The sequence below is a fragment of the Flavobacterium bizetiae genome, from assembly GCF_024271895.1.
Taxonomy (GTDB): domain Bacteria; phylum Bacteroidota; class Bacteroidia; order Flavobacteriales; family Flavobacteriaceae; genus Flavobacterium; species Flavobacterium bizetiae.
Window position 1 is genome coordinate 3,677,100 of the sequence record NZ_CP091861.1, and the last position, 21,889, is coordinate 3,698,988.

Annotated in this window: 11 protein-coding genes; 6 read left to right on the forward strand and 5 right to left on the reverse strand. The window is 38.1% G+C overall.

Going from position 1 to position 21,889, the window contains the following annotated elements:
• Nucleotides 1–41 precede the first annotated feature (41 nt).
• Nucleotides 42–1,217: an aldose epimerase family protein gene (locus L0669_RS15680; protein ID WP_263758693.1), complete on the forward strand. Its 1,176-nt coding sequence runs from the start codon at nucleotides 42–44 to the stop codon at nucleotides 1,215–1,217.
• A gap of 225 nt (nucleotides 1,218–1,442) precedes the next feature.
• Nucleotides 1,443–2,417 (forward strand): glycoside hydrolase family 43 protein, encoded by a 975-nt coding sequence (locus L0669_RS15685; protein ID WP_263758694.1) that lies wholly within the window; start codon nucleotides 1,443–1,445, stop codon nucleotides 2,415–2,417.
• An 89-nt stretch (nucleotides 2,418–2,506) separates the two neighbouring features.
• Here the strand turns inward: L0669_RS15685 and L0669_RS15690 are convergent, their stop codons facing one another.
• Nucleotides 2,507–2,740: a hypothetical protein gene (locus tag L0669_RS15690; protein ID WP_263758695.1), complete on the reverse strand. Its 234-nt coding sequence runs from the start codon at nucleotides 2,738–2,740 to the stop codon at nucleotides 2,507–2,509.
• Nucleotides 2,741–2,874: 134 nt separating this feature from the next.
• Entirely contained in the window at nucleotides 2,875–3,345 is a 471-nt protein-coding gene (locus L0669_RS15695) for a hypothetical protein (RefSeq protein ID WP_263758696.1), read from the reverse strand.
• A gap of 260 nt (nucleotides 3,346–3,605) precedes the next feature.
• On the opposite strand from L0669_RS15695, the gene L0669_RS15700 reads away from it, so the two are divergent.
• The 4 genes from L0669_RS15700 to L0669_RS15715 all read left to right on the forward strand — a co-directional run bounded on the left by L0669_RS15700 (nucleotide 3,606) and on the right by L0669_RS15715 (nucleotide 7,746).
• The gene (locus L0669_RS15700; protein WP_263758697.1) at nucleotides 3,606–4,568 is read left to right on the forward strand and encodes a YheT family hydrolase; all 963 of its coding nucleotides are present in this window, start codon (nucleotides 3,606–3,608) and stop codon (nucleotides 4,566–4,568) included.
• 195 nt (nucleotides 4,569–4,763) lie between these two features.
• Nucleotides 4,764–5,969, forward strand: a complete 1,206-nt coding sequence (locus L0669_RS15705) for an outer membrane protein assembly factor BamB (RefSeq protein ID WP_263758698.1) — start codon at nucleotides 4,764–4,766, stop codon at nucleotides 5,967–5,969.
• Between the two features lie 271 nt (nucleotides 5,970–6,240).
• Nucleotides 6,241–6,432, forward strand: coding sequence for a cold-shock protein (locus L0669_RS15710; protein WP_173969619.1), 192 nt, complete (start codon nucleotides 6,241–6,243; stop codon nucleotides 6,430–6,432).
• Nucleotides 6,433–7,011: 579 nt separating this feature from the next.
• The gene (locus L0669_RS15715) at nucleotides 7,012–7,746 is read left to right on the forward strand and encodes a protease-associated domain-containing protein (protein WP_263758699.1); all 735 of its coding nucleotides are present in this window, start codon (nucleotides 7,012–7,014) and stop codon (nucleotides 7,744–7,746) included.
• Between the two features lie 6 nt (nucleotides 7,747–7,752).
• On the opposite strand, the gene L0669_RS15720 is transcribed toward L0669_RS15715, so the two are convergent.
• Genes L0669_RS15720 through L0669_RS15730 form a run of 3 tightly spaced genes read right to left on the reverse strand, consistent with a single transcriptional unit; the run spans nucleotide 7,753 to nucleotide 21,843 of the window.
• Nucleotides 7,753–9,681 (reverse strand): OmpA family protein, encoded by a 1,929-nt coding sequence (locus L0669_RS15720; protein ID WP_263758701.1) that lies wholly within the window; start codon nucleotides 9,679–9,681, stop codon nucleotides 7,753–7,755.
• Nucleotides 9,682–9,692: 11 nt separating this feature from the next.
• Nucleotides 9,693–10,616, reverse strand: coding sequence for a PorP/SprF family type IX secretion system membrane protein (locus tag L0669_RS15725; protein ID WP_263758702.1), 924 nt, complete (start codon nucleotides 10,614–10,616; stop codon nucleotides 9,693–9,695).
• A 28-nt stretch (nucleotides 10,617–10,644) separates the two neighbouring features.
• The gene (locus tag L0669_RS15730) at nucleotides 10,645–21,843 is read right to left on the reverse strand and encodes a PKD domain-containing protein (protein ID WP_263758703.1); all 11,199 of its coding nucleotides are present in this window, start codon (nucleotides 21,841–21,843) and stop codon (nucleotides 10,645–10,647) included.
• Nucleotides 21,844–21,889 lie beyond the last annotated feature (46 nt).

A 21,889-nucleotide genomic window follows, 5' to 3' on the forward strand; every position in this document is an offset into this window, starting at 1 on the left:
ATTGAGGATGATTGGGTTCGTTCCTCGTAATGATATAAAAGATGAAAAACATTCAAATAGCCGCGGTTGTAATGCTGGCACTTTTTCAATTTAGTTGTAAAGACATTAAAAAGGAGAATGCACCATTAAAAGAGAATGCGGATAAGATTGCAGATTCGGCACAAACAGTTTTGGAAACTAAAAATTTTGATACCATAATCGACGGTAAAAAAGTCAATTTGTATTGGATAGGTAACAAAGATATCAAAGCTTCTTTTACTAATTATGGCGGAAGATTGGTGAGTCTTTTGGTGAAAGATAAAAACGGAAAACCAATTGATGTTGTAGTAGGATTTAATAGCGCAAAAGGCTTTAAAAACTCTACAGAGCCTTATTTTGGAGCGACAATTGGAAGAGTCGGAAACCGAATTGCAAAGGGGAAATTTACCTTAGAGGGAAAACAATATCAGGTGCCGCTTAATAACGGGAAAAACGCTTTGCATGGTGGTGTAAAAGGTTTTCAGGATGTAGTTTGGGATGCTGAAAAAACAAACGAAAACACGTTGGTTTTTAGTTATGTTTCGCCAGACGGAGAACAGGGTTTTCCGGGAAATTTAAAGGTAAAAGTAACGTACACGATTACGGATGATAATTCGATTAAAATGGACTACGAAGCAACAACGGATAAAACTACGATTGTAAACTTAACCAATCATGCCTTTTTTAATTTGAATGGAGAGGGAAGCGGTACGATTTTAAATCATCAATTACAGATTTACGCCAATGAATTTACTCCGGTTGATGAAGGTTTGATTCCGAATGGTGAATTAAAATCAGTTAAAAATACGCCATTTGATTTTACATCTCAACATACTATTGGCGAAAGAATCGAAACGAAAGACGAGCAGCTTAAATTCGGGAAAGGATACGACCATAATTATGTGCTAAACGGAACAAAGAAAAACGGACTGAATCATGCCGCGACAATTTCAGGAGATCAATCCGGAATTACGATGGATATTTTTACACAAGAACCTGGATTACAGTTTTACAGCGGTAATTTTATGCAATCAAAAAACACCATGAAATCAGGATCAAAAGACGATTTCAGGACCGCATTTGCGCTTGAAACACAACATTTTCCGGATGCGCCAAACCAGCCAAAATTTGCACCGATTGTTTTAAAACCAGGACAAAAATATCATACTGTTTCTTATTATCAGTTTTCGGTGAAATAAAAAGAGTTTAACCGCAAAGTACGCTAAGAATTACGCCATGAACGCAAAATTATTAGCATGCTTTGTAGTAAAAAATGAAAGGTGTTCAACCACAGAGATCTCAAAGTTATTTCAAAGTACAGCTTTGCGAACTTTGCGTTTTTCAACATTATCTAAACACAAGCTACAAAAACCTTAGCGTACTTTGCGGTTAAAAAAAAGCAAAAAACTAAAACCCAAAATAAAATGAAAAAAATATTAACCTTAATAACATCACTTTGCGTTTTCGCAGCCTGTTCGCAGGAAAAAAACACAGAGAAACCCAAAGAAGTCAAAACCAGTACAATTTTACTGGCCGATCCTACGATTTTTTATCATAACGGAATGTATTATTTATACGGAACCACATCGGGAGATATCCCAAATGGTGAAGGTTTTCAGGTGTATACTTCATCAGATTTAAAGGACTGGAAAGGTCCGGTTGGGGCTCAAAATGGTCTTGCGCTGAAAAAAGGAGATTCTTTTGGCGATAAAGGTTTTTGGGCGCCGCAGGTTCTTTCGTATAAAAACAAATTTTATATGATTTATACTGCCAACGAAAACATTGCAACAGCGGTTAGCGATAGTCCGCTTGGGCCATTTAAAAGTGAGTCAAAAGAACCTATTATTAAAACCGGAAACCAGATCGATCCGTTTGTTTTTATCGATGAGGATGGAAAAAAATATTTGTATTATGTGAGACTAACAAACGGAAATAGAATTTTTGCTGCCGAAATAAACGATGATCTTCAAAGCATTAAATCAGAAACCTTAATCGAATGTATTTCAGGAACCTTAACTTGGGAAAATACTGAAAATACAAATTGGCCTGTGACAGAAGGACCTACGGTTTTAAAACACAATGGTTTGTATTATCTGATTTATTCGGCAAATGATTTCAGAAATATCGATTATGCCGTGGGATATGCCACCAGTAAAAGTCCGTTAGGGCCTTGGGAAAAATCGAAAAACAGTCCGATCATTAGTCGAAAAAATACGAATCAAAACGGAATTGGTCATGGTGATGTCTTTTGGGATAAGAACCAGAAAATGCGTTATGTGTTACATACGCATTTTAATGAAAGTGCTGTTTCTCCGCGAAAAGCGGGCATTATTGATATTGAGTTTGTGGGCAACGAATTGAAGGCAGTCAATAATAGTTTTAACTTTTTGAAGAATTAAGTCCTGTGCATAAAAAAATCCCCTTTCGTAATAAAAGGGGATTTTTGATTTTATATAATATTAAAAAATGATAAGATGTATTTGATTTTTTATAAATGATCCGGTTCGCTTTCTCCCATTTTAGGATCTGCGACTGAATTTTCAATTTCGTTTGCCTCACTGCAATTGGTTAGTATGGCGTTCTCAGGCAAGTCATCCCAATGTCCCCAATCACCATTATATGATTTTCTGTAGATCAAATCGCAATTATCTTTTCCATAGACCATACTTTGATACGGGCACTTATTAAGATTTCCACTGTTGTTAAGGTTTGATTTTTCCATGACGATTATGTTAGGGGTTTGTAGTCTCAAAATTAGTGCTTTAGCTTTAATTTTTGTTTATATGAAAAGCTAAATTTGTTATAAGATTTACAGTTTAACAAATAGAAATGAATAATAAAGCGTCAATATTTGACTTATTTATTGCTTTTTGTAGTCTCAAGTTCAATTTTGAATTTTCCCCAAAAAGGATTATCAGCCATTTGCGAATGTCCCACCACTATTATATAATTCCCTTTTTGTTTAAGAGGAATATTCAAATCCATTCCAAATGGTCCGTCCGAAGTATTATCGGGAAAAATAATCTGATTAAAACGGATATTTCCTTTTCCGGTAGTAGGAACAAGATTTCCTTTTAATTCGCCCAAATCTTCATTTTTGAATTTCACATATATTCTTGGGTGAATAGAATCTATTGCACCTTCTGCGGTAAAAAGCTCTTTTTCATTTCTAAAATTCATGAAAATGGTATCGCCAATCTGTTTGTTTACTTTTTCTTCTTTTTTAGTGATAACAGGCTCTGAAGTTTCAACAGGAGCAACTTTATTTTCTTTTTGCTGGCATGAAAAACAGAAAACGGATAGTAAAAGTAGCAGAGAATTTTTCATAATAATATTTTTAGATACATCTCAAATCTAGCGCTTTTTTAAAAATGTCCGGTTACATAATAACATTTGTATTTTGTAAAATCCGGATAAACCGGAATATTTTAACAGCTGTAATAATATAATTATTTGTAATTTTAAATTATTGTTTATCAGTAAACTATGTTTTTGTATCATAAAAGTATAATAAAAAAGACGTTTTTAAAATTACATGTTGATTGATTTCTTAGATTTGTATAACGCCACCAAAAACATTTCCTATCATGCCAGTAATTGAGCAATCAGAATATGACTTACCTTCTATTATTCATCGCAACAGGCATGTTTCTACCATTTATGCTGCTTTGTTTAAAAAGTTCGATGCGCCCGGATACACGAGAGAGAAAATTGAATTGAATGACGGAGATTTTATCAATATCGATTTTATCCTCAACGATCCTAAAAAAGCGGTTATTTTATGTCATGGTTTAGAAGGAGATTCGCGCAGAACGTATAACAATAGTTGTGCGGTTTATTTTCAGCAGAAAGATTTTTCGGTTTTTGCCTGGAACAATCGTACTTGTGGCGGAGAAATGAATCGTTTGCCCAGACTTTATCACCACGGTGCCGTTGATGATCTTGACGAAGTGGTACAGTTTGTTCTAAAAAAAGGATTCGAAGAAGTTTATTTGATTGGATATTCGATGGGAGGCGTACAGCTTTTGAATTATTTTGGCTGGACCAAAATCGATGAGCGTATAAAAGCCGGAGTTTGCATATCGGTACCTACACATATTGCGACCAGTGCTGAAGTGCTTAAACAAGGTTTTAACAGAGTTTATTTAAAGAATTTTACCATCGATATCAAAAGAAAGCTGAAATACAAAGCAGCACAATTTCCTGATTTTATCAATCGTGATCAAATTGACAGTATTACTTCTTTTGATGAAGTCGATCATTATTTTACTGCGCCTTTGCATGGTTTTGCCAGTCGTGACGATTATTATCAGCAGGTTTCTCCTGAATTTTCCCTTAAAAATATTACTACTCCGGTTTTAATTATTAATTCTCTTGATGATCCTTTTTTAGGCGAAAGATGTTATCCAAGGGCTATAGCTCAGGAAAGTGCTTATGTGTATCTTGAAACTCCAAAATACGGAGGACATTGTGCTTTTCCGTTGCGTGATTCTACTTATTCTTATGCAGAAAAAAGAGCTTATGGCTTTTTTGAATCCTATAAAAGCTAGAAGAAAGCTTCTAAAATCCGATAATAAATTTTTACTATATTTGACCTGAATATTGGTTGAACCGTAGCATTTAATAAGCTGAATTTAAATGGTTTTATCACTATTTGATGGTGCTTTTTATGCTGAATGTTTTATTTTGAAAGAGTAATTTATTCTATTAAAAAGGAAATCAATTATGAACCCCAAATTTTTAAAATGAAAAAAAATCTAGTAACGCTTTTATTTGTATTTACTGCAATTAATATGTTTGGGCAGGCTCCAAGTAATTCAAAGTCAGGCAAAAATAGCTATTCTAATAATAAAGTTTTAACTGCTAATGATATCGTTACCAACAAAGCCATCAATCCGCTTAAAAAAGTTCCGTTAGATCCGCAATCGATTCTAATTTATGATTATGATGGTTCTCTGATGTCGTTCAATTTAGAATCGGAAGCCTTTAACTGGACAGTGAAAGCTACAGATTCGCATACTGAAATGTGTGCCAATCAACTTACGTTACAAGATGGAGTAGTGTATGTTCCTTTTATAAACGGTGAAATTTTTGCGATCAATAACAAAACCGGACAGATTTTCTGGAAATCGAGGTTAGGTACTATTACCGATCAAATTGTACTAAAAAACCAGGCTCCAATTATTAATGACGGGAAACTATTTATCACGACTCAAAGTCCCAATAATAATATTTATGCCCTTGATATAAAGGACGGTAGTTTAATTTGGAATTACAAATTAGATGCTTCAAACAATGATATTCCGGTGCTCTTTTTTGATAATAAAGTGTTTACGCAAAGTGGAAATAATTTTTATAGTTTTGAAGCCAATACAGGAAAACTTCTTTCGCAGAAAACTTTTGAAGAACCAATACACGGAAAAGCGGTAACTGATGGTGAAAATGTATTTGTAGCCAATGAAAAAAATGTGGTTTTTGCCTTAAATCCTAATACGCTGGATATTGTTTGGCAATTTAAATTGGATGAAAATCAAAGTAATATCAAGGATCGTATTTTTAGCAAAGACAAAAAGCTCTATTTTGCAGCAGAAGGTCCGGAAGTTTCGTCGTTATATGCTGTAGATTCAAAAACAGGAACTCAGATCTGGAAAACGGATTTTAAAAATGATATTATCGAATATGTTGTCGAGGAAAGTGATAATGCATGGGGATATACGCGTAAGGGAAAACTTTTTCAGATAGACTTAGCAAATGGTGAAATGGCATTCGATATGAAGCTATCAACACGACCTATTTCTAATCTTGAGTTTGCCGAAGAGAATTATATGTATTATTATTCTGACGCTGCTTTAATTCAGTTTGAATTTAGTACAAAAGACGAAAACGAAGTTTATCTTCGAACTTCTATCAAGGATGATGCCTATAGTGCATATCTAAAAATCCTTCGATAAGAAATAAAAAAGAAGCTGTTTTGTAAGAGACAGCTTCTTTTTTTATGGCTGAATCCTTCATTATAACGCATATAGGAATTGTGCTTTCAGGTGAGGAAAAATATTTTATAGATCGTGATTTCACTCTTTTATTTCGCTGTACTTAGATCATAATGAGGTCACTAATTTTTCTGCTAAAATAAATTTATTGTTTTTTTTAAATCTAATTTACTCTTTTTCAGTATCGTAATGATAAATGTAGTACATTTATGATCAATAAATAATTAATAAGATGCAAGAAGGTACAGTAAAATTCTTCAATGAAGAAAAAGGATTTGGATTTATTACTCCAAAAAACGGTGGAAGTGAAATTTTTGTTCACGTTTCAGGTTTATCAGAAAATATTCGTGAGAACGACGAAGTGCGTTACGAAATAGCAGAAGGCAAAAAAGGGCCAAACGCTGTAAACGTAGTAGTTGTCTAAATATAGGATGAGAAATGATCTAAAGTACTTGCCATGGCAGGTACTTTTTTTTTATAATAAATTCATAGGATCAGGAAGAGAATGTGGTGAACTTTAGATTTACATAAAGTAACCGCAATTATTGTCATCCCGAGGAACGAGGGATCTCCGCAAGAAACTAACACATAGTAAGTCACCAATCTTTGTAGAGCTACTTGTGGAGATCCCTCGTTCCTCGGGATGACAAACTACACGAAAAGCCTGTTATGAAAATGATTGTCCTAGCCCCGATAGAAGAGGAAATCCTTTTGTGGCGGGGTTCGCCACAAAAGATTGGAACGGATAGCGGGATTAGCTCCTGAAAAAAATAGTTTTATCATAAAAATCGGGATGATAAGAATGCACTTACGAGCTTTGAACTTAAGCTTTTGTCATCGAAGATAATTCTAAGTAATCAGCTTCGTACTTATAGACTTGAATTGTCCTTTATAATTTCACTACAATTTTTCCTTATTTCATTACAGATATTGAATTTTGGGTCTTCATTTTTTTAAATTTTAGAATTTACTACAATATATTAGCTTCTAAAATTAAAATAGAATGATGCAGCCAAACTCAAATTCAGACTCATTATGGGGAAGCACGAGAAAAATTTCACTTTTAGAAAAACTCTTCTGGAGAAATAAAAGAGAAAAGAAAGCACTGACCACGCCCGAAATAATTGAAAAAAAATGTGAAGGTATTTTAATAGGAGAACAAAAACTAAAATCGTTTCTCTTTTCTACTGATATGGCCATTATCGAAAACAATGATGCCGATGCCATTTTGGCTGTTTATCCTTTTGCACCATCTTCAAGAATTATAAAATCATTGGTCGATTTTTGCAGTAAACCCGTAATATGTGGTGTAGGCGGAGGAACAACAAGAGGCAAAAAATCCCTTGAAATGGCGCAATATGCAGAAGAAATGGGCGCGGCGGGAATCATTGTGAATATACCTTTTGAGAATCATGACTTACAAAAAATCAGAAAGAAAATAACCATTCCCATAATTGCCAGTATCGCTTCTTCGGATTATAATTTTTTAAAAAGTAAAATAGATGCCGGCGTTGATATTTTTCATGTAACAGGAGGGAAGTACACCAATAAAATCCTGAAAGATATTACTGTTAATTTTCCCGGTTTTCCCATCATGGCGACCGGAGGCACAAGTTTAGGAAATATCGAAGAATCAATATCCTCAGGCTCTAAAGCCATTGTTTTGTCGCCTCCTTCTAATAAAGATTTATTTAAAGTTATGATGGATAAATACAGAAAAAGCCTAAGCCATTTCTAGCCTCTATTACATCTTAGTAATAATAAACTCGCTTCGTCTGTTCATTTGATGTTGTGCTTCGGTACATGGAACTCCGTTAGAACAGTTATTAATAAGCTGCGTTTCTCCGTAACCAATGGCACTTTCGATTCTTTCCGGAGCAATTCCCTGCGAAATAATATAATCTCGGGTTGCTTTGGCACGTCGGTCAGAAAGTTCCAGATTGTATTGATCATTGGCTCTTGAATCGGTATGAGATTCAATTTTAATGACTACACTTGGATATTGGCTCATTAATAAAACGACTTTATTTAATTCGATTGCAGCATCATAACGAACATTTGATTTATCGAGATCAAAGAAAATAATTCCGATTTTAATTTTCAGCAAGCCGTCTTTTCGTTCTATCAGTAACGGATCGAGACCAATAGGAACCTGAGTTATTCCTGAGTTTTCGGGCGTAACAATGGCTTTGGTGCTTGCGGTAAAATTGTCTTTTACCGCTTCAATTGTATAAGGTGTATTACAATTGATGTTTTCGCTGAATTCAAATTTTCCGTCTATTTTAGAAACGGTTTCATCAACTTTTTGATTATCACTGTTTTTGAGTGTTACAATTGCGCCGGGAATTTTGTTGTTGGATATCGCATCAAAAACATAACCTTCAATAGCTTGTGTACAGCTTCTTTCGAAAGAATAAATATCGTCGTCGCCTTTTCCTGTTTTTCGGTTCGAACATACAAAACCTTTGTTGGTTTCTTCGTTTACGATATAACCAAAATCGTCCCGATTACTGTTTAGTGGTGCGCCCAGATTGTTTGGTGCATCGAAAATTCCGTCATTTAATCGGCTTTCGAAGACATCGAGCCCGCCCAGTCCTAGAAATCCATCTGAAGAAAAATACAGGGCTTTATCGGTTATAAACGGAAACATTTCGCGTCCGCTGGTATTTATTTTTTCGCCTAAATTCTTTGGGTTCGAATATTGGTCTTCGCCTAAAATATCGACTACAAAAATATCTGTAGCACCAATTGTGCCGGGCATGTCTGAAACGAAATACAATTTCTTCCCGTCTTTGCTTACAGAAGGCTGTCCAACCGAATAATTGTCGCTGTTGAACGGCAGTTCTTTTACGTTTTCCCATCGAACGGTTCCGTTGCTATTTTCTGTGGCTTTCGCCGAATATATTTTCAGGTTATTGATGCCTTTGCTGTCTCTTTTTAGTTTTCCGTTATAGTTATTTCGGGTAAAATAAATTGTTTTTTCATCTGGCGAAAAAGCAACACAGGCTTCGTGAAATTGAGTTGTAATTTCTTTTCCAAAACGTTCTTTAAAAGTAACATTGGTCTGCGATGGACTTATTTTTCCCAACTGCATGTTTAAATAAGGCTGATCGTTCCAGCCGTATTTTGCTGTTTTTATATAAGAAGAATCTACGGTTGTAGAATATACCAAGTCGCCTTTGTAAAACATAGGTCCAAAATCTGAATAAGCCGAATTGATTTCGAGATTTTCGAGTACAAACTGTGGTTTTATTTTCTTGATATCTTCGAATGTTACGGTTTTAAGCGAAAAATTCTGCGCTCTTGAATCGGTTGTTTTTTGCTTTTCAGAAAAACTTTTCATCCATTTTTTGGCGAGATCATAATTCTGAATTCCTTGCAACGATTGGGCATATCTAAAATAATATTCGGCAGGAACTTCGTTTGGATAATCCGCAAGCAGTTTGCCGTACCATTTACTGGCACTGGTCATTTGTGTATTAAAATAATGTGCGTCGCCAACACGCTGCAAAATTTCTTTAGAAAGGTCTCCATTTTTTATCGACAATTCATACGATTTTGCGGCTTCTATATAATACATTTTATCAAATAGAGCGTCGGCTGTTTTGTTTTTGGTTTGCGAATATATCATTTGCATTGCCAGCAATACCAGTATAGTAATTCTTTTTTTCATATGATATAGTATTAAAAGAATCTAGGAGATTTTAATCCCTTTTTGCGTGATACTAATTCAAATCGAAGCATAATTTCGTGCGTGCCGCTATTATACGTTTGTAATTCTGTTGTCGTATAATCGTAAGCATAACCTACATTAAACTGAGGCGTAATCTGCAAAGAAGCCAATGCACTTACAGAATCTCCGGTACGATAAGATGCTCCCAATGTAAAAGCATTGTTGAACATAAAATTGGCCGAAAAATCAGCAATAAGTGGTGCTCCGGCAACATATTTGACCAAAACAGCGGGTTTAAATTTTGTATGCGCCGAAAGATCAAAAACGATTCCTCCGATAAGGTAAACGTGCATTCTTTCGTTGACAAGATCATCGGCAATATCATCATAATTATATCTTTCGCGGGTCATAAAGTTAGGAACGGCAATCCCGATATAATCTCTTTCGCCATGCCAGTACAATCCTGCACCTACAACGGGCAGAAACTTATTGGTGATGTTTTCACGAAACTGCACATCAGGTTCTCTGTGGCTTCCTTTTGTCCAGTCTATATTGATTACGCGTCCTCCTCCTTTAATACCAAAAGACAATTTATGCGTTAGTCCGGATTGTATAGTATAAGAGAAGTTGGCATCAACATATTGTTCTTCAGAAGGGCCAATTTCCTCGCTTACTACAGACAAACCCAAACCAAGATTTTTGGCAATTGGAGTGTCTAAAGAAAAAGATTGTGTGTTTGGCGCTCCCTCAAGGCCAACCCATTGTGTTCTGTAAATTCCGGTTATCGCCAAATGCCCTAATGAGCCGGCATACGCAGAGTTAACACTAAGCGTATTATACATATACTGCGTGTATTGCGGATCTTGCTGTGCAGCAACACCAAATACAGAAAGCATCGTAATGATTGTGAAAATCTTTTTTATATTTTTAATCATAGCCAATTCTTATTTTGGTTATCCTATTTTATTTTAAATAAAGCCATCCCGATTTTTTAGCCGAACCGTTTCCGAGATCCAGAACGTAGAAATAAGTGCCTTCAGGAAGTGTTTTGGCAGATCCGTCTGCTTTTCCATCCCAGGTGTTATCGTATCCTTTTTTGAAGTAAACTAAATTACCCCAGCGATTGAATATTTCGATCTGATTATCCGGATATTGGGTTATACAATCAATATAGAATGTATCGTTTTGTCCGTCGTCGTTTGGAGAAAACTCATTATAAATTTTCAGACAGTTTGGCGATATGGTGGCAGTATCCTGATTGTTTGACGAATTGGTATCAATCTGATCCATTTTTACAAGATGAGCTGTATTTACATAATCATTAAAATCCTGTACTTTGGCTTTAATGGTTAAGGTTTGAGAACTTCCCACATTTACGGAAGGAATTGTCCAGATTCCTGTTGCACTATTGTAAACTCCCGATGATGCTGTTGCGCTATTTAATGTATATCCTTTCGGAAGAATATCCTGAACCTCAACATTTGTAGCCGTGAGATTTCCTCGATTTTCTGCAGTTATAGTAAAGGTTACTTCGCTGCCCATAGGAACTTCGGTTTGATCGACATCTTTGTTTATCGCAATATCAGTTGACGGAATATTTACAAATTCTGAATCTTCGTCGTCTTCGCTTTGATCGCCGTTATCATTATTAGGTTTACTGTCCGGATCAAATTGATTACTTGCTGTTATCTGGGCAATGTTCAAATAATCGCTACTGTCCAATCCGTGTGGGCTAGCAACAGTTGCCTGATACGTTAACGTAAGACCTCCAACAGGAACAGTTAAGTCGACCCATTTTATAATGCTTTTGCTAAAGATTCCTCCATTATTGATATTGCTGATATTGGTAAATCCTAACGGAATAAGATCTTCAACGGCAACTCCGGTAGCAATACTCGGACCTTCATTGTTGATTTGTATCGTATAGGTTACTACTTCGTTTACATTTGCATTTCTGTTGCTGACTGTTTTCTCTAAACTTAAATCGGCAACAGCCACTTTAATTTGCAAACTATCATAATCGTCTTCTGTAGTAACGCCGTTATTTGGCGTCGAATCCGGATCGGGCAGGTTACTGGCAATAATCTCGGTTGTGTTGACATATTGATTTGGAGCTCCAGATGGCGGATTTACTGTCGTGTAAATATCCAATGACTGATCTGTTCCGGCAACAATAGATCCCACATTCCAGACTCCGGTTACATAATTATAAAGACCGCTTGTAGGACTGCTTGTAAAATAAGTGAATCCCGGCGGCAACAAATCTTTCACCATTACACCGCTTGCATCTGCCGGACCATCGTTGGTAACAGTTACAGTGAAAATAACGGTTGACCCCACATCATGAACGGCATCTTCATTTAAGGCTGTTTTTTTGATCGATAAATCGGCCATGACAATTACCGGAGTTACTGCGATACTGTCGTAATCGTCTTCTGTTATAACACCATTTCCTGGTGTACTGTCAGGGTCAAACTGATTGGAGTTCATGATTTCGGCACTATTGAGGTATTCATTTGCAGATCCGGTTGGACTTTTTACAAATACATTGATCAATAATGTATGGCTGTTGCCCGGTAAAATAACCCCAGGCGACCATAATCCTGTTGTCTGATCATAAGCTCCTGATGTTGAATTGAAAAATATAAAGTCATATCCTGGCGGAAGAATATCTCTAATCGTTACGCCAGTCGCCATACTTGGGCCTGAATTGGTGACCGTAATCGAGAATGAAATCTGTGAGCCAACTGCCGGAGTCAGATTATTGTTGACTACGTTTTTCTCTATCGAAAGATCTGCAACCGCCGGAACAGGAGAAACCACTACAGAAGAAATATCATCTTCGCCGGCTGCGTTATTATTTGGTGTACTATCAGGATCAAATTCGTTTGAAGCATATACTTCGGCCGTATTATGATAGTCACCACTAATACTAACTTTGGCAGATATAAGCAGCGATTCTGAACCTCCATTTGGAATTGTTCCCACATTCCATATTCCGGTTGAATTGAAATATTGTCCTGTTGTAGAACTGTAAACAATATATTCGTAGCCATTTGGCAGAAAATCTTTTACTTGTACTCCGGTTGCTGCTTGAGGTCCGCTATTTTTTACTGTGATTTCAAAAGTAATCGTTGCTCCAAATATTGGACTCAAATTACCACCAACTACTGCTTTTGTAAGCGATAAATCCGCTGTAGCCTGAGTAGGAGTAACGGTTGCCGTTGCGTAATCGTCTTCGGTTGGAACTCCGTTATTTGGTGTTGAATTTGGATCTGGTAAACTGCTTGCCGTAACCTCAGCAATGTTGGTATAATTACCCGTTGCATTAACAGAAGCCGTTATTTGCAATGTTTGAGAATCTCCATTCAAGAGAGAACCAATATTCCATTTTCCGGTTGTTTTATTGTATGTTCCTTTAGTTGCCGTAAAACTGCTATACGTATATCCGGAAGGCAATAAATCGGTTACTTCGACACCTGTAACATTTTGAGGACCGCTGTTGTTTACGACAATTTCAAAAGTAACTAAAGCGCCCACCAATGGCGTTGGATTGCTAACTGTTTTAGTTAAGGATAAATTAGCAGCCTGATTAATTGGCACCGTAATAGCAGATCCGTAATCGTCTTCTGTGGTAACTCCATTGTTTGGAGTAGAATCCGGATCAGGAAGTGCTGCTGCTGTAATTTCGGCTACATTTAAATAATTTCCGGTAAGGTTTACTGTTGCGGTAATTTGCAATGTTTCTGATTTCCCATTAATTAAATTACCAACGTTCCATATTCCCGTTGTCGGATTGTAAGTTCCGGTAGAAATGGTAAAATTATTATACGTATATCCGTTAGGTAATAAATCCGTAACCTGAACTCCTGTATTATTTTGAGGGCCGTTATTGGTTACTACAACTTCAAAAGTAACTTGAGAACCTACCAACGGAGTCGTATTACTTACCGTTTTAGTTAAGGATAAATCCGATGCCTGATTACCTGGTGTTACGGTGGCAGTCGCATAATCATCTTCTGTAGTAACTCCGTTATTTGGCGTTGAATCCGGATCTGGAAGTCCAGCGGCAGTAACCTCAGCAATATTCAAATAATTTCCTGTGGAATTTACCGTTGCGGTTAATTGCAGCGTTTCTGATTTCCCATTAATTAAATTACCAACAGTCCATATTCCTGTTGTTGGATTGTAAGTTCCGGTAGAAATGGTAAAACTGTTGTATGTATATCCGTTAGGCAATAAATCCGTAACCTGAACTCCTGTATTATTTTGAGGGCCATTATTGGTTACAATTACTTCAAAAGTAACCTGAGATCCCACTAATGGCGTTGTATTATTTACGGTTTTAGTTAAAGATAAATCCGATGATTGATTCGTTGGTGTAACCGTTGCAGTTGCATAATCATCTTCCGTAGTAACCCCGTTATTTGGAGTTGAATCCGGATCCGGAAAGGCACTTGCTGTAACTTCGGCAATATTCAGATAATCTCCGGCAGGATTTACAATTGCTGTTATTTGTAAGGTATGAGGAGCTGCAACAGGCAGTAATCCAACATTCCAAAGCCCTGTTGTTGAATTATAAGTTCCGCTTGTGGCGCTGTAGGAAACATAAGTATATCCGGAAGGCAATACATCGGTTACTGTAACACCGCTCGTTCCTTGTGGTCCTGCATTGCTTACTTCTATGCTGAAGGTAACCTGAGAACCAATTAACGGACTGTTATTGCTTACTGTTTTAATAAGTGATAGATCTGCCGATTCCAGAATTGGAGTAGTAGAAGCCTCTGCATAATCGTCTTCGGTTGTGCTTCCGTTATTTGGTGTTGAATCCGGATCCGGAAGATCGCTGGCGTTGACTTCGGCTATATTTGTGTAAACTCCTGTTGGATTTACAGCAGCAACAATCTGCAAGGTTTCAGAGTCTCCGTTGGCTAAATTTCCAACAGTCCAAATTCCGGTTAATGGATTATAAGTTCCTGTAGAAACCGTAAATCCGATGAAAGTATAACCACTTGGCAATTGATCTTTTACCTGAACTCCTGTATTGTTTTGAGGACCGCTGTTGCTTACGACAACTTCAAAGATAAATTGCGAGCCCACAAGTGGGGTCGGGTTGCTTACCGTTTTGGTCAATGATAAATCAGAAGATTGATTCACCGGAGTCGTAACGGCTGATGCATAATCATCTTCTGTTGTAACTCCATTATTTGGTGTTGAATCCGGATCAGTAACATTTGCTGCTGTTATTTCTGCAGTATTAAGATAAGTACCCGTTGCATTTACAGTTGCAGTAACTTGAAGGGTTTCAAATTTTCCATTAACCAAATTACCAACTGTCCAAACTCCTGTATTTGGGTTATACGCTCCTGTTGAAACAGTATAACTATTAAAGGTATATCCTGATGGCAGTAAATCGGTAACCTGAACTCCTGTATTGTCCTGCGGTCCGCTGTTGGTTACAATTATAGCAAAAGTAACTTGTGTACCTACTAATGGCGTGGCATTGCTTACTGTTTTGGTAAGCGATAAATCAGATGATTGTTGTATCGGAACTGTTGCAACTTCTGCATAATCGTCTTCTGTTATAATGCCGTTGTTTGGAGTGGAATCCGGATCAGCAATATTTGCGGCTGATATCTCGGCTTTATTAAGATAATCTCCCGTTGCATTTACAGTTGCGGTAACTTGCAGCGTTTCAAATTTTCCATTTACTAAATTACCAACTGTCCAAACTCCAGTATTTGGGTTATAAGCACCTGTCGAAACGGTATAACTGTTATACGTATATCCGGATGGCAGTAAATCTGTAACCTGAACGCCTGTATTATCCTGAGGCCCGCTATTGGTTACGATAATAGCAAAAGTAACTTGGGTACCTACTACTGGCGTGGCATTGCTTACTGTTTTGCTAAGAGATAAATCAGAGGATTCCTGAACAGGAACTGTTGCAACTTCTGCGTAATCATCTTCTGTTGTAACGCCATTATTTGGAGTTGAATCCGGATCTGGAAGATCGCTCGCCGTTACTTCTGCTTTATTAAGATAATCGCCTGCTGCATTTACGGTTGCCATAATTTGAAGGGTTTCAAATTTGCCATTTACTAAATTACCAACTGTCCAAACTCCTGTTGATGGAACATAAACTCCCGTTGATACGGTAAAACTATTATAAGTATATCCGTTAGGCAATAAATCGGTAACCTGAACTCCTGTATTATCCTGTGGGCCATTATTGGTCACGATAACTTCAAAAGTAACCTGAGAACCTACTAAAGGCGTTGGATTATTGACTGATTTTGTTAATGATAAATCGGCTGATGGCTGAATAGGAGTAATAACCGCATTGTCTTCGTCATCTTCGCTTTGATCTCCATCGTCGTTATTTGGAGTCGAATCCGGATCCGGAAGATTACTGGCCGTAACTTGCGCCACATTAGTATAAATACCCGTTGGCAGTACTTTTGCATCTATAATAAGAGATTCAGAAACACCAACATCTACCGTACCTACGTTCCATAAACCGGTAATATCATTATAAATACCTGCGGATGAGCTGTAATTTATAAATTGAAAACCGGACGGAAGTAAATCCGTAACCTGAACTCCGGTTGCATTATTCGGGCCGCTGTTGGTAATGACCAATTCAAAAGAAACCTGGCTTCCCACAACCGGACTTGTATTTCCGGCTACTACGTTTTTCACTAAAGATAAATCTGCAGATGGGCCGATAAAAGTAATCTCGGCAGTATCCTGATCGTCTTCTGTAGGTACATTATTATTTGGAGTCGAATCCGGATCCGGTAAATCACTTGCCGTTACCTGAGCGACATTTAAATAACTTCCTAACGGATTTACAAATGCGCTGAAAGTTAAGTTGATATTAGCACCGCTGGCTATAACTAAGTTGTTCCAGTCTATTGAGGCATTGGCAACCTGATACAAACCTCCGTTGGATACAGATCCCGGAATCAGTGTATAACCTACCGGAATAATATCCTGAACACTTACTCCCGTAGCATTTCCGGGGCCTTTATTGACAACATTAATGGTAAAATCGACTTGTTGTCCCGCTGCCGCAGAAGTTGGAGTAACAGATTTGGTCAATTCTAAATCAGCTGCTTTTAGAGTAACATTGGCGCTCGCCATGTCATCTTCCGGAAGACCGTTGCCCGGAGTACTATCAGGATCGACCTGATGTGCGGTTTGAATTTCGGCAGTATTGATATAATTGGCTGCTGTGGCAACATTTACTTTTGCTGTAATTTGTAACGTAAGTGAGTTTCCGTTGTTGAGATTTCCAACATTCCAAATGCCTGTTGTATTGTTGTATTTACCCGCTCCATTATCGCTTACATATGTATAACCCGGAGGAAGCTGATCTGAAACGGTAATCCCCGAAGCATTATTTGGTCCGCTATTCGTTACTCTAATGGTAAATACCACGTTGTCATTAATGCTTACTGTGGATGGTGAAACTGTTTTTTGAAGCGATAAATCGGCAACATCTAATATGAAATCGGCATCGTCCTGATCGTCTTCTGATAAAATATTATTATTTGGAGTACTATCAGGATCAAATTGATCAGAAGCAATGACTTCGGCCATATTTAAATACGATCCGGTTGGGAGCACTACAGCTTTAAACGTTAATGTAATTCGCATTCCGTTAGGAACGGTCAGATTGTACCACGATAAGGTATTGTCGCCAATATTGTACTGTCCGCCAAAATTTGCTGAACCCGGAATTATCGTATAACCCGTCGGGATGTAATCTCTTACTGCAACTCCGGTAGCATCTACCGTTCCGCCAAGAGAGTTATTATTGAAAACCTGTATGCTAAAAGTTACGGTATCGCCCGCACTTCCTGTCATAGGTGTAATAGACTTAGTCAATTCAAGATCGGCAACAGATAAAATAGTTAATGTTACCGTATCGGATGAAATAGCACAATTTCCGTTGGTTACGGTCCATCTTAGAACATAGGTTCCGGCAATAGTACCTGTAACGGCTGTTGTAGGGGAAGTTTCATCGGTAAATCCGACTGTGCTAGGCCCTGACACCTGAGTCCATTCTCCTGTGCCTACAGTTGGAGCTGAAGCATTCATATTTACGGGTGAAAACTGCGGAATTGTCTGATCTGGTCCTGCATTTGCTGTTGAGGGAAGATCATAAATGGTCACTTCTACAGAATCCTCCGAAATACATCCATTAAGGTTTAAAGTTGTAACTGTCCATTTGAACAAGTAAGTTCCCGGAATTAAGCCCAGCATTAAAGAGTTTTCACTGTTTGGCGAAGCGATATTGGCATTATTTGGCCCCGAAGTCATAGTCCAGGTTCCAATACCAGAAGTTACGGCTTGGGCTGCCATTACAGCGGTATCTTCGTCGCACAATTCCTGATCTGGTCCTGCATTTGCAATAGAGGGAGGAATATCGTTAAAGGTTATTTCTACGGTATCCGAAGAAGGCTGACATAACGATGGGTTTGTAAAAGGTCCGTTTGTTACTGTCCAGGTTAATCGATACGTTCCTAAAGTTGTAATATTAGACAGCATTGTTACAGGACTATTAGGATTATTGATAACAACGGCACCTCCGGAGGGATCGTCTCCGGGACTGGCAAAAGACCATGTTCCGATACCTACTACAGGCGGAACGGCGTTGGTTTGATAAGTCGTTTGACAGGCTGCTGTATCATCTGGACCTGCATTTGCAGTACTTGGTGCAGCGTTCATTTCAATTCTTACAATGTCTGATAAGGAGCGGCAGGAAGCATTTTCGAATACCCATTCCAGAATATAAAGTCCCGGAACTGTTAATCCTGTAACTGTCGTTAATGGGGCAGAAGGCGTCGTAATTACAGCAACACTTCCTACGGGCTGGTAAACAAAACGCCATTCGGCAACAGAAACATCAGGTGGCGGTATGTTTCCAGTTAAAGTGGCTGTTCCTCCAACATCAGAAATACATAAAATTTGATCTGGTCCTGCGTTTGGATTGATACTGGCACCGCTGAAAACATCAACATTTACCGAATCTGAAGATCCCGTGCAAGTACTGCCGTCAGGATTCGTTACCGTATTGGTTGTATAAGTAAAAACGTAAGTATTTCCCGGAACAACCGTAGCATTGGCTACATAGTTGCCCGGAGGAGACTGCGTAATCACCACATCACTTACATTTCCTGATGTACTGGTTAACGTCCAGGTTCCTTTAGAATTTTCGTTTCCTTTCAGCTGAATACTGGTTACATCACAAAAACTCTGATCGGTGCCGGCATTTGCTGCAGGAGTAACCACAATAGTTACATCATCCTGAGTTCCGTTACATAAAAAGATACTTTTTGCTGTAATTGTCCATCTAAAAGTATAAGTACCGGCAACTAATCCGTTTATTACCGTATTTGGATTGGAAGGATTTACAATATTAGGCTGATTGGGAGCGCCTGTTAAAACAGACCATTGCCCGCTTTCGAAAAAACTGTCATAAGCACTTCCCGCCATTGTAACGCTTGTGCTGTTACAAATGTTTTGATCCGGTCCTGCATTTGCAACAACAGGAGGAATTCCAATCGTTAAGTTGATATCATCAAAAGCAACACCGCAGACTTCGGCATTTATCGTCCATCTAAAAATGTAATAACCGCTATAAGCAAAAGTAAAAACAGCATTAGGATCATGCTCATCGCTTATAGTATAACCACCGGCTCCTGAAATTCTTGTCCAGGTACCAATTCCGCCGCTGCTTGCTGATGCTGCCATGGTTATAGTAGTACCGCATATTTCCTGATCGGGTCCTGCATTGGCTTCCGGAGGCGTATTTGCAATGGTAACCTTTACAGAATTTTTATTAGGATCACATAATCTTGTTGCGGTTTCAATTGCCCATGTAAAGGTATAAGTACCACTCGCGGGTACATTTACCAAGGTATTTGGATTATTTACATCGGCAATAACAACCCCTGCTGAAGGAGTAACTGACCACGTACCAGTTTCAAAAATACCAGGTGTATTTCCGCTTAAATTAAAAGAAGTTGTGCCTGAAGGATAACAGGCGTCAGGACCAGCATCAGAGGTTGATGCGGCATTTGTATTATTTGTTAGAATTGTTACAGTATCAGAAATAGATGCACTGCAAGACGGGCCGGGATGAAGATACGAAATTGTCCATTGTAATTGATAGGATGCAGAATTAGTAGCAAAACCTGTAACTGTGGCATTTGGATCATTAAGGTCAGAAAAAATAAGTGTATTAGGCCCTGGGGTTTGGCTCCATTCGCCAATTTCACCACTTAAAGCAGGGGTTGCTGCAAGGGTAACTTGCGCATTTGCACAAACTACCTGATCCGGACCGGCATCAGTAATTCCTAAAGTACTCGCTGATACATATATAGTTACTGTAGAAACAGAAAAGCCACATTTTGAACCACCACCTTTCGTAATGTATTCAAAAACATAACTTCCGGGGATTAATCCTGTTACTTGCGTATCTACTGAAAAAATATCGGCAATTACAGCATCATTTGGTCCGCTAAGCTGACTCCAGAAGTGTAACCCTTCATCTGTCATAACTCCGGATAAAACTGTGGCCGTATCTCCGCAAGGCAAGCTTACATTTGAACCTGCATTGGAAGGAGTAGGCTCACCGGAAACTAAAATATTCAAAGTATCAAAGCCATAATCACAGCCAATAGGAAGCGATCCGTCTTGTTTTCGTATAAATTCAACTATATATTCGCCAGAAGTAGTGAGGGTAAGTGTCAAGGAATTTCCGATATCAGTCAGGGCAGTAGGGAATGGACCCAACGGAGAAGTACTCGGACCGCTTACAATTCGATATTGATTGTAACCCGTTCCTGTTACTGTTAGCGGAATTGTAAATACCGTGGCATTACAGCTTCCTACCAAATCATCTCCATTATTGGCTAAAATTGTTCTGGTAGCACTGTTAAATTGTACAACATAATCTTTGGTAAAAACGCAGCCTGTATTACTATTTGTTAGTGTATATCTAAAGCGATAAGGATCTCCTGCATCTGAAATATTAGTAACCAATGTGGTCGGATTATTTGGAGAAACTATTACAGCGCTAGGATCTCCTTCAATTCGTGTCCATTGAACGGTTTCACCTGCGTATAATGGTGTTTGTGCAATAAGCGTAACCTGATTAATAGAGCTGTCGCAGAAGAAAATATTTTCATCACCACCAGGCAGAGTCGTCACATCCTGTGTTGCAGGAGGTACTACAATGGTAACAAGATCATTACCGGAAGCACAAGGTCCTGTAACATTCCATCTTAAAGTATAAGTACCTTCTGTTAGGTTAGAGACCTGTGTGTCATTTGCATTTGGATTTGCAATTGTAGGTGTATTAGGTCCGCTTACAAAAGTCCATTGACCATTTTGTCCGTTAAGGCCACAGCCACCATAGGTTCCTGCAAGCTTTGTCGTTTGTGTAGTCGTATAACAATTGCTAAGTGTTTGATCAGGTCCGGCAGAAATGGGTTTAACTCCTCCGTAATTTGTCACGGTAATCTGCGATGTTGTTCTGCATCGTTGTCCGGCTGCATATTCAGGACCTTCTATAACCCATTGAAGCGTAGTCGTACCACAGCTAGTTTGTGGTAAAGTTATGGTTGAGGTAGGCAAATTGGGAAAATTAATCACAACTCCCGCATTATTAGCCCCCACAATTTCCCAATATGCCGTTTCTCCTGTATTTTGAGGCGTATTTGCCGTAATCGTTAAAGTCCCTGAACTATTAGGACAGCTTGTTATATTACCTCCTGCGTTGGCAATAGTGATAGGCTGAACATTTACTACCTTATCCTGATAAGTAAGTACGCCGTCTCCGCAGGTTGCACTATATCTAAAGATATAAGAGTTTCCTCCTGTATAACCGGAAACCGTAGTGCTAGGGTTGTTGGGAGAATTAATTACCACTGTTGGTCCTGATATCTGTGTCCATAAAACATTTCCAATAATGGGAGATGGATTATTTCCGGTGAGCACCAAAGCATCTGTTTCGCAAATAGTAACATTTAAGATACCGGCATTTACAGAACAATTTTGACCATAAGAAGTAGTTGTATATACGAGTAGTATAAATAGGGTACAAAATAGTTTTTTGAAATAATTCTTAATTTGTATAGATCGTTTCATAGGCTACAGGATTGCTTTTTGAGTTCGAACAATTTAAGTATGACTG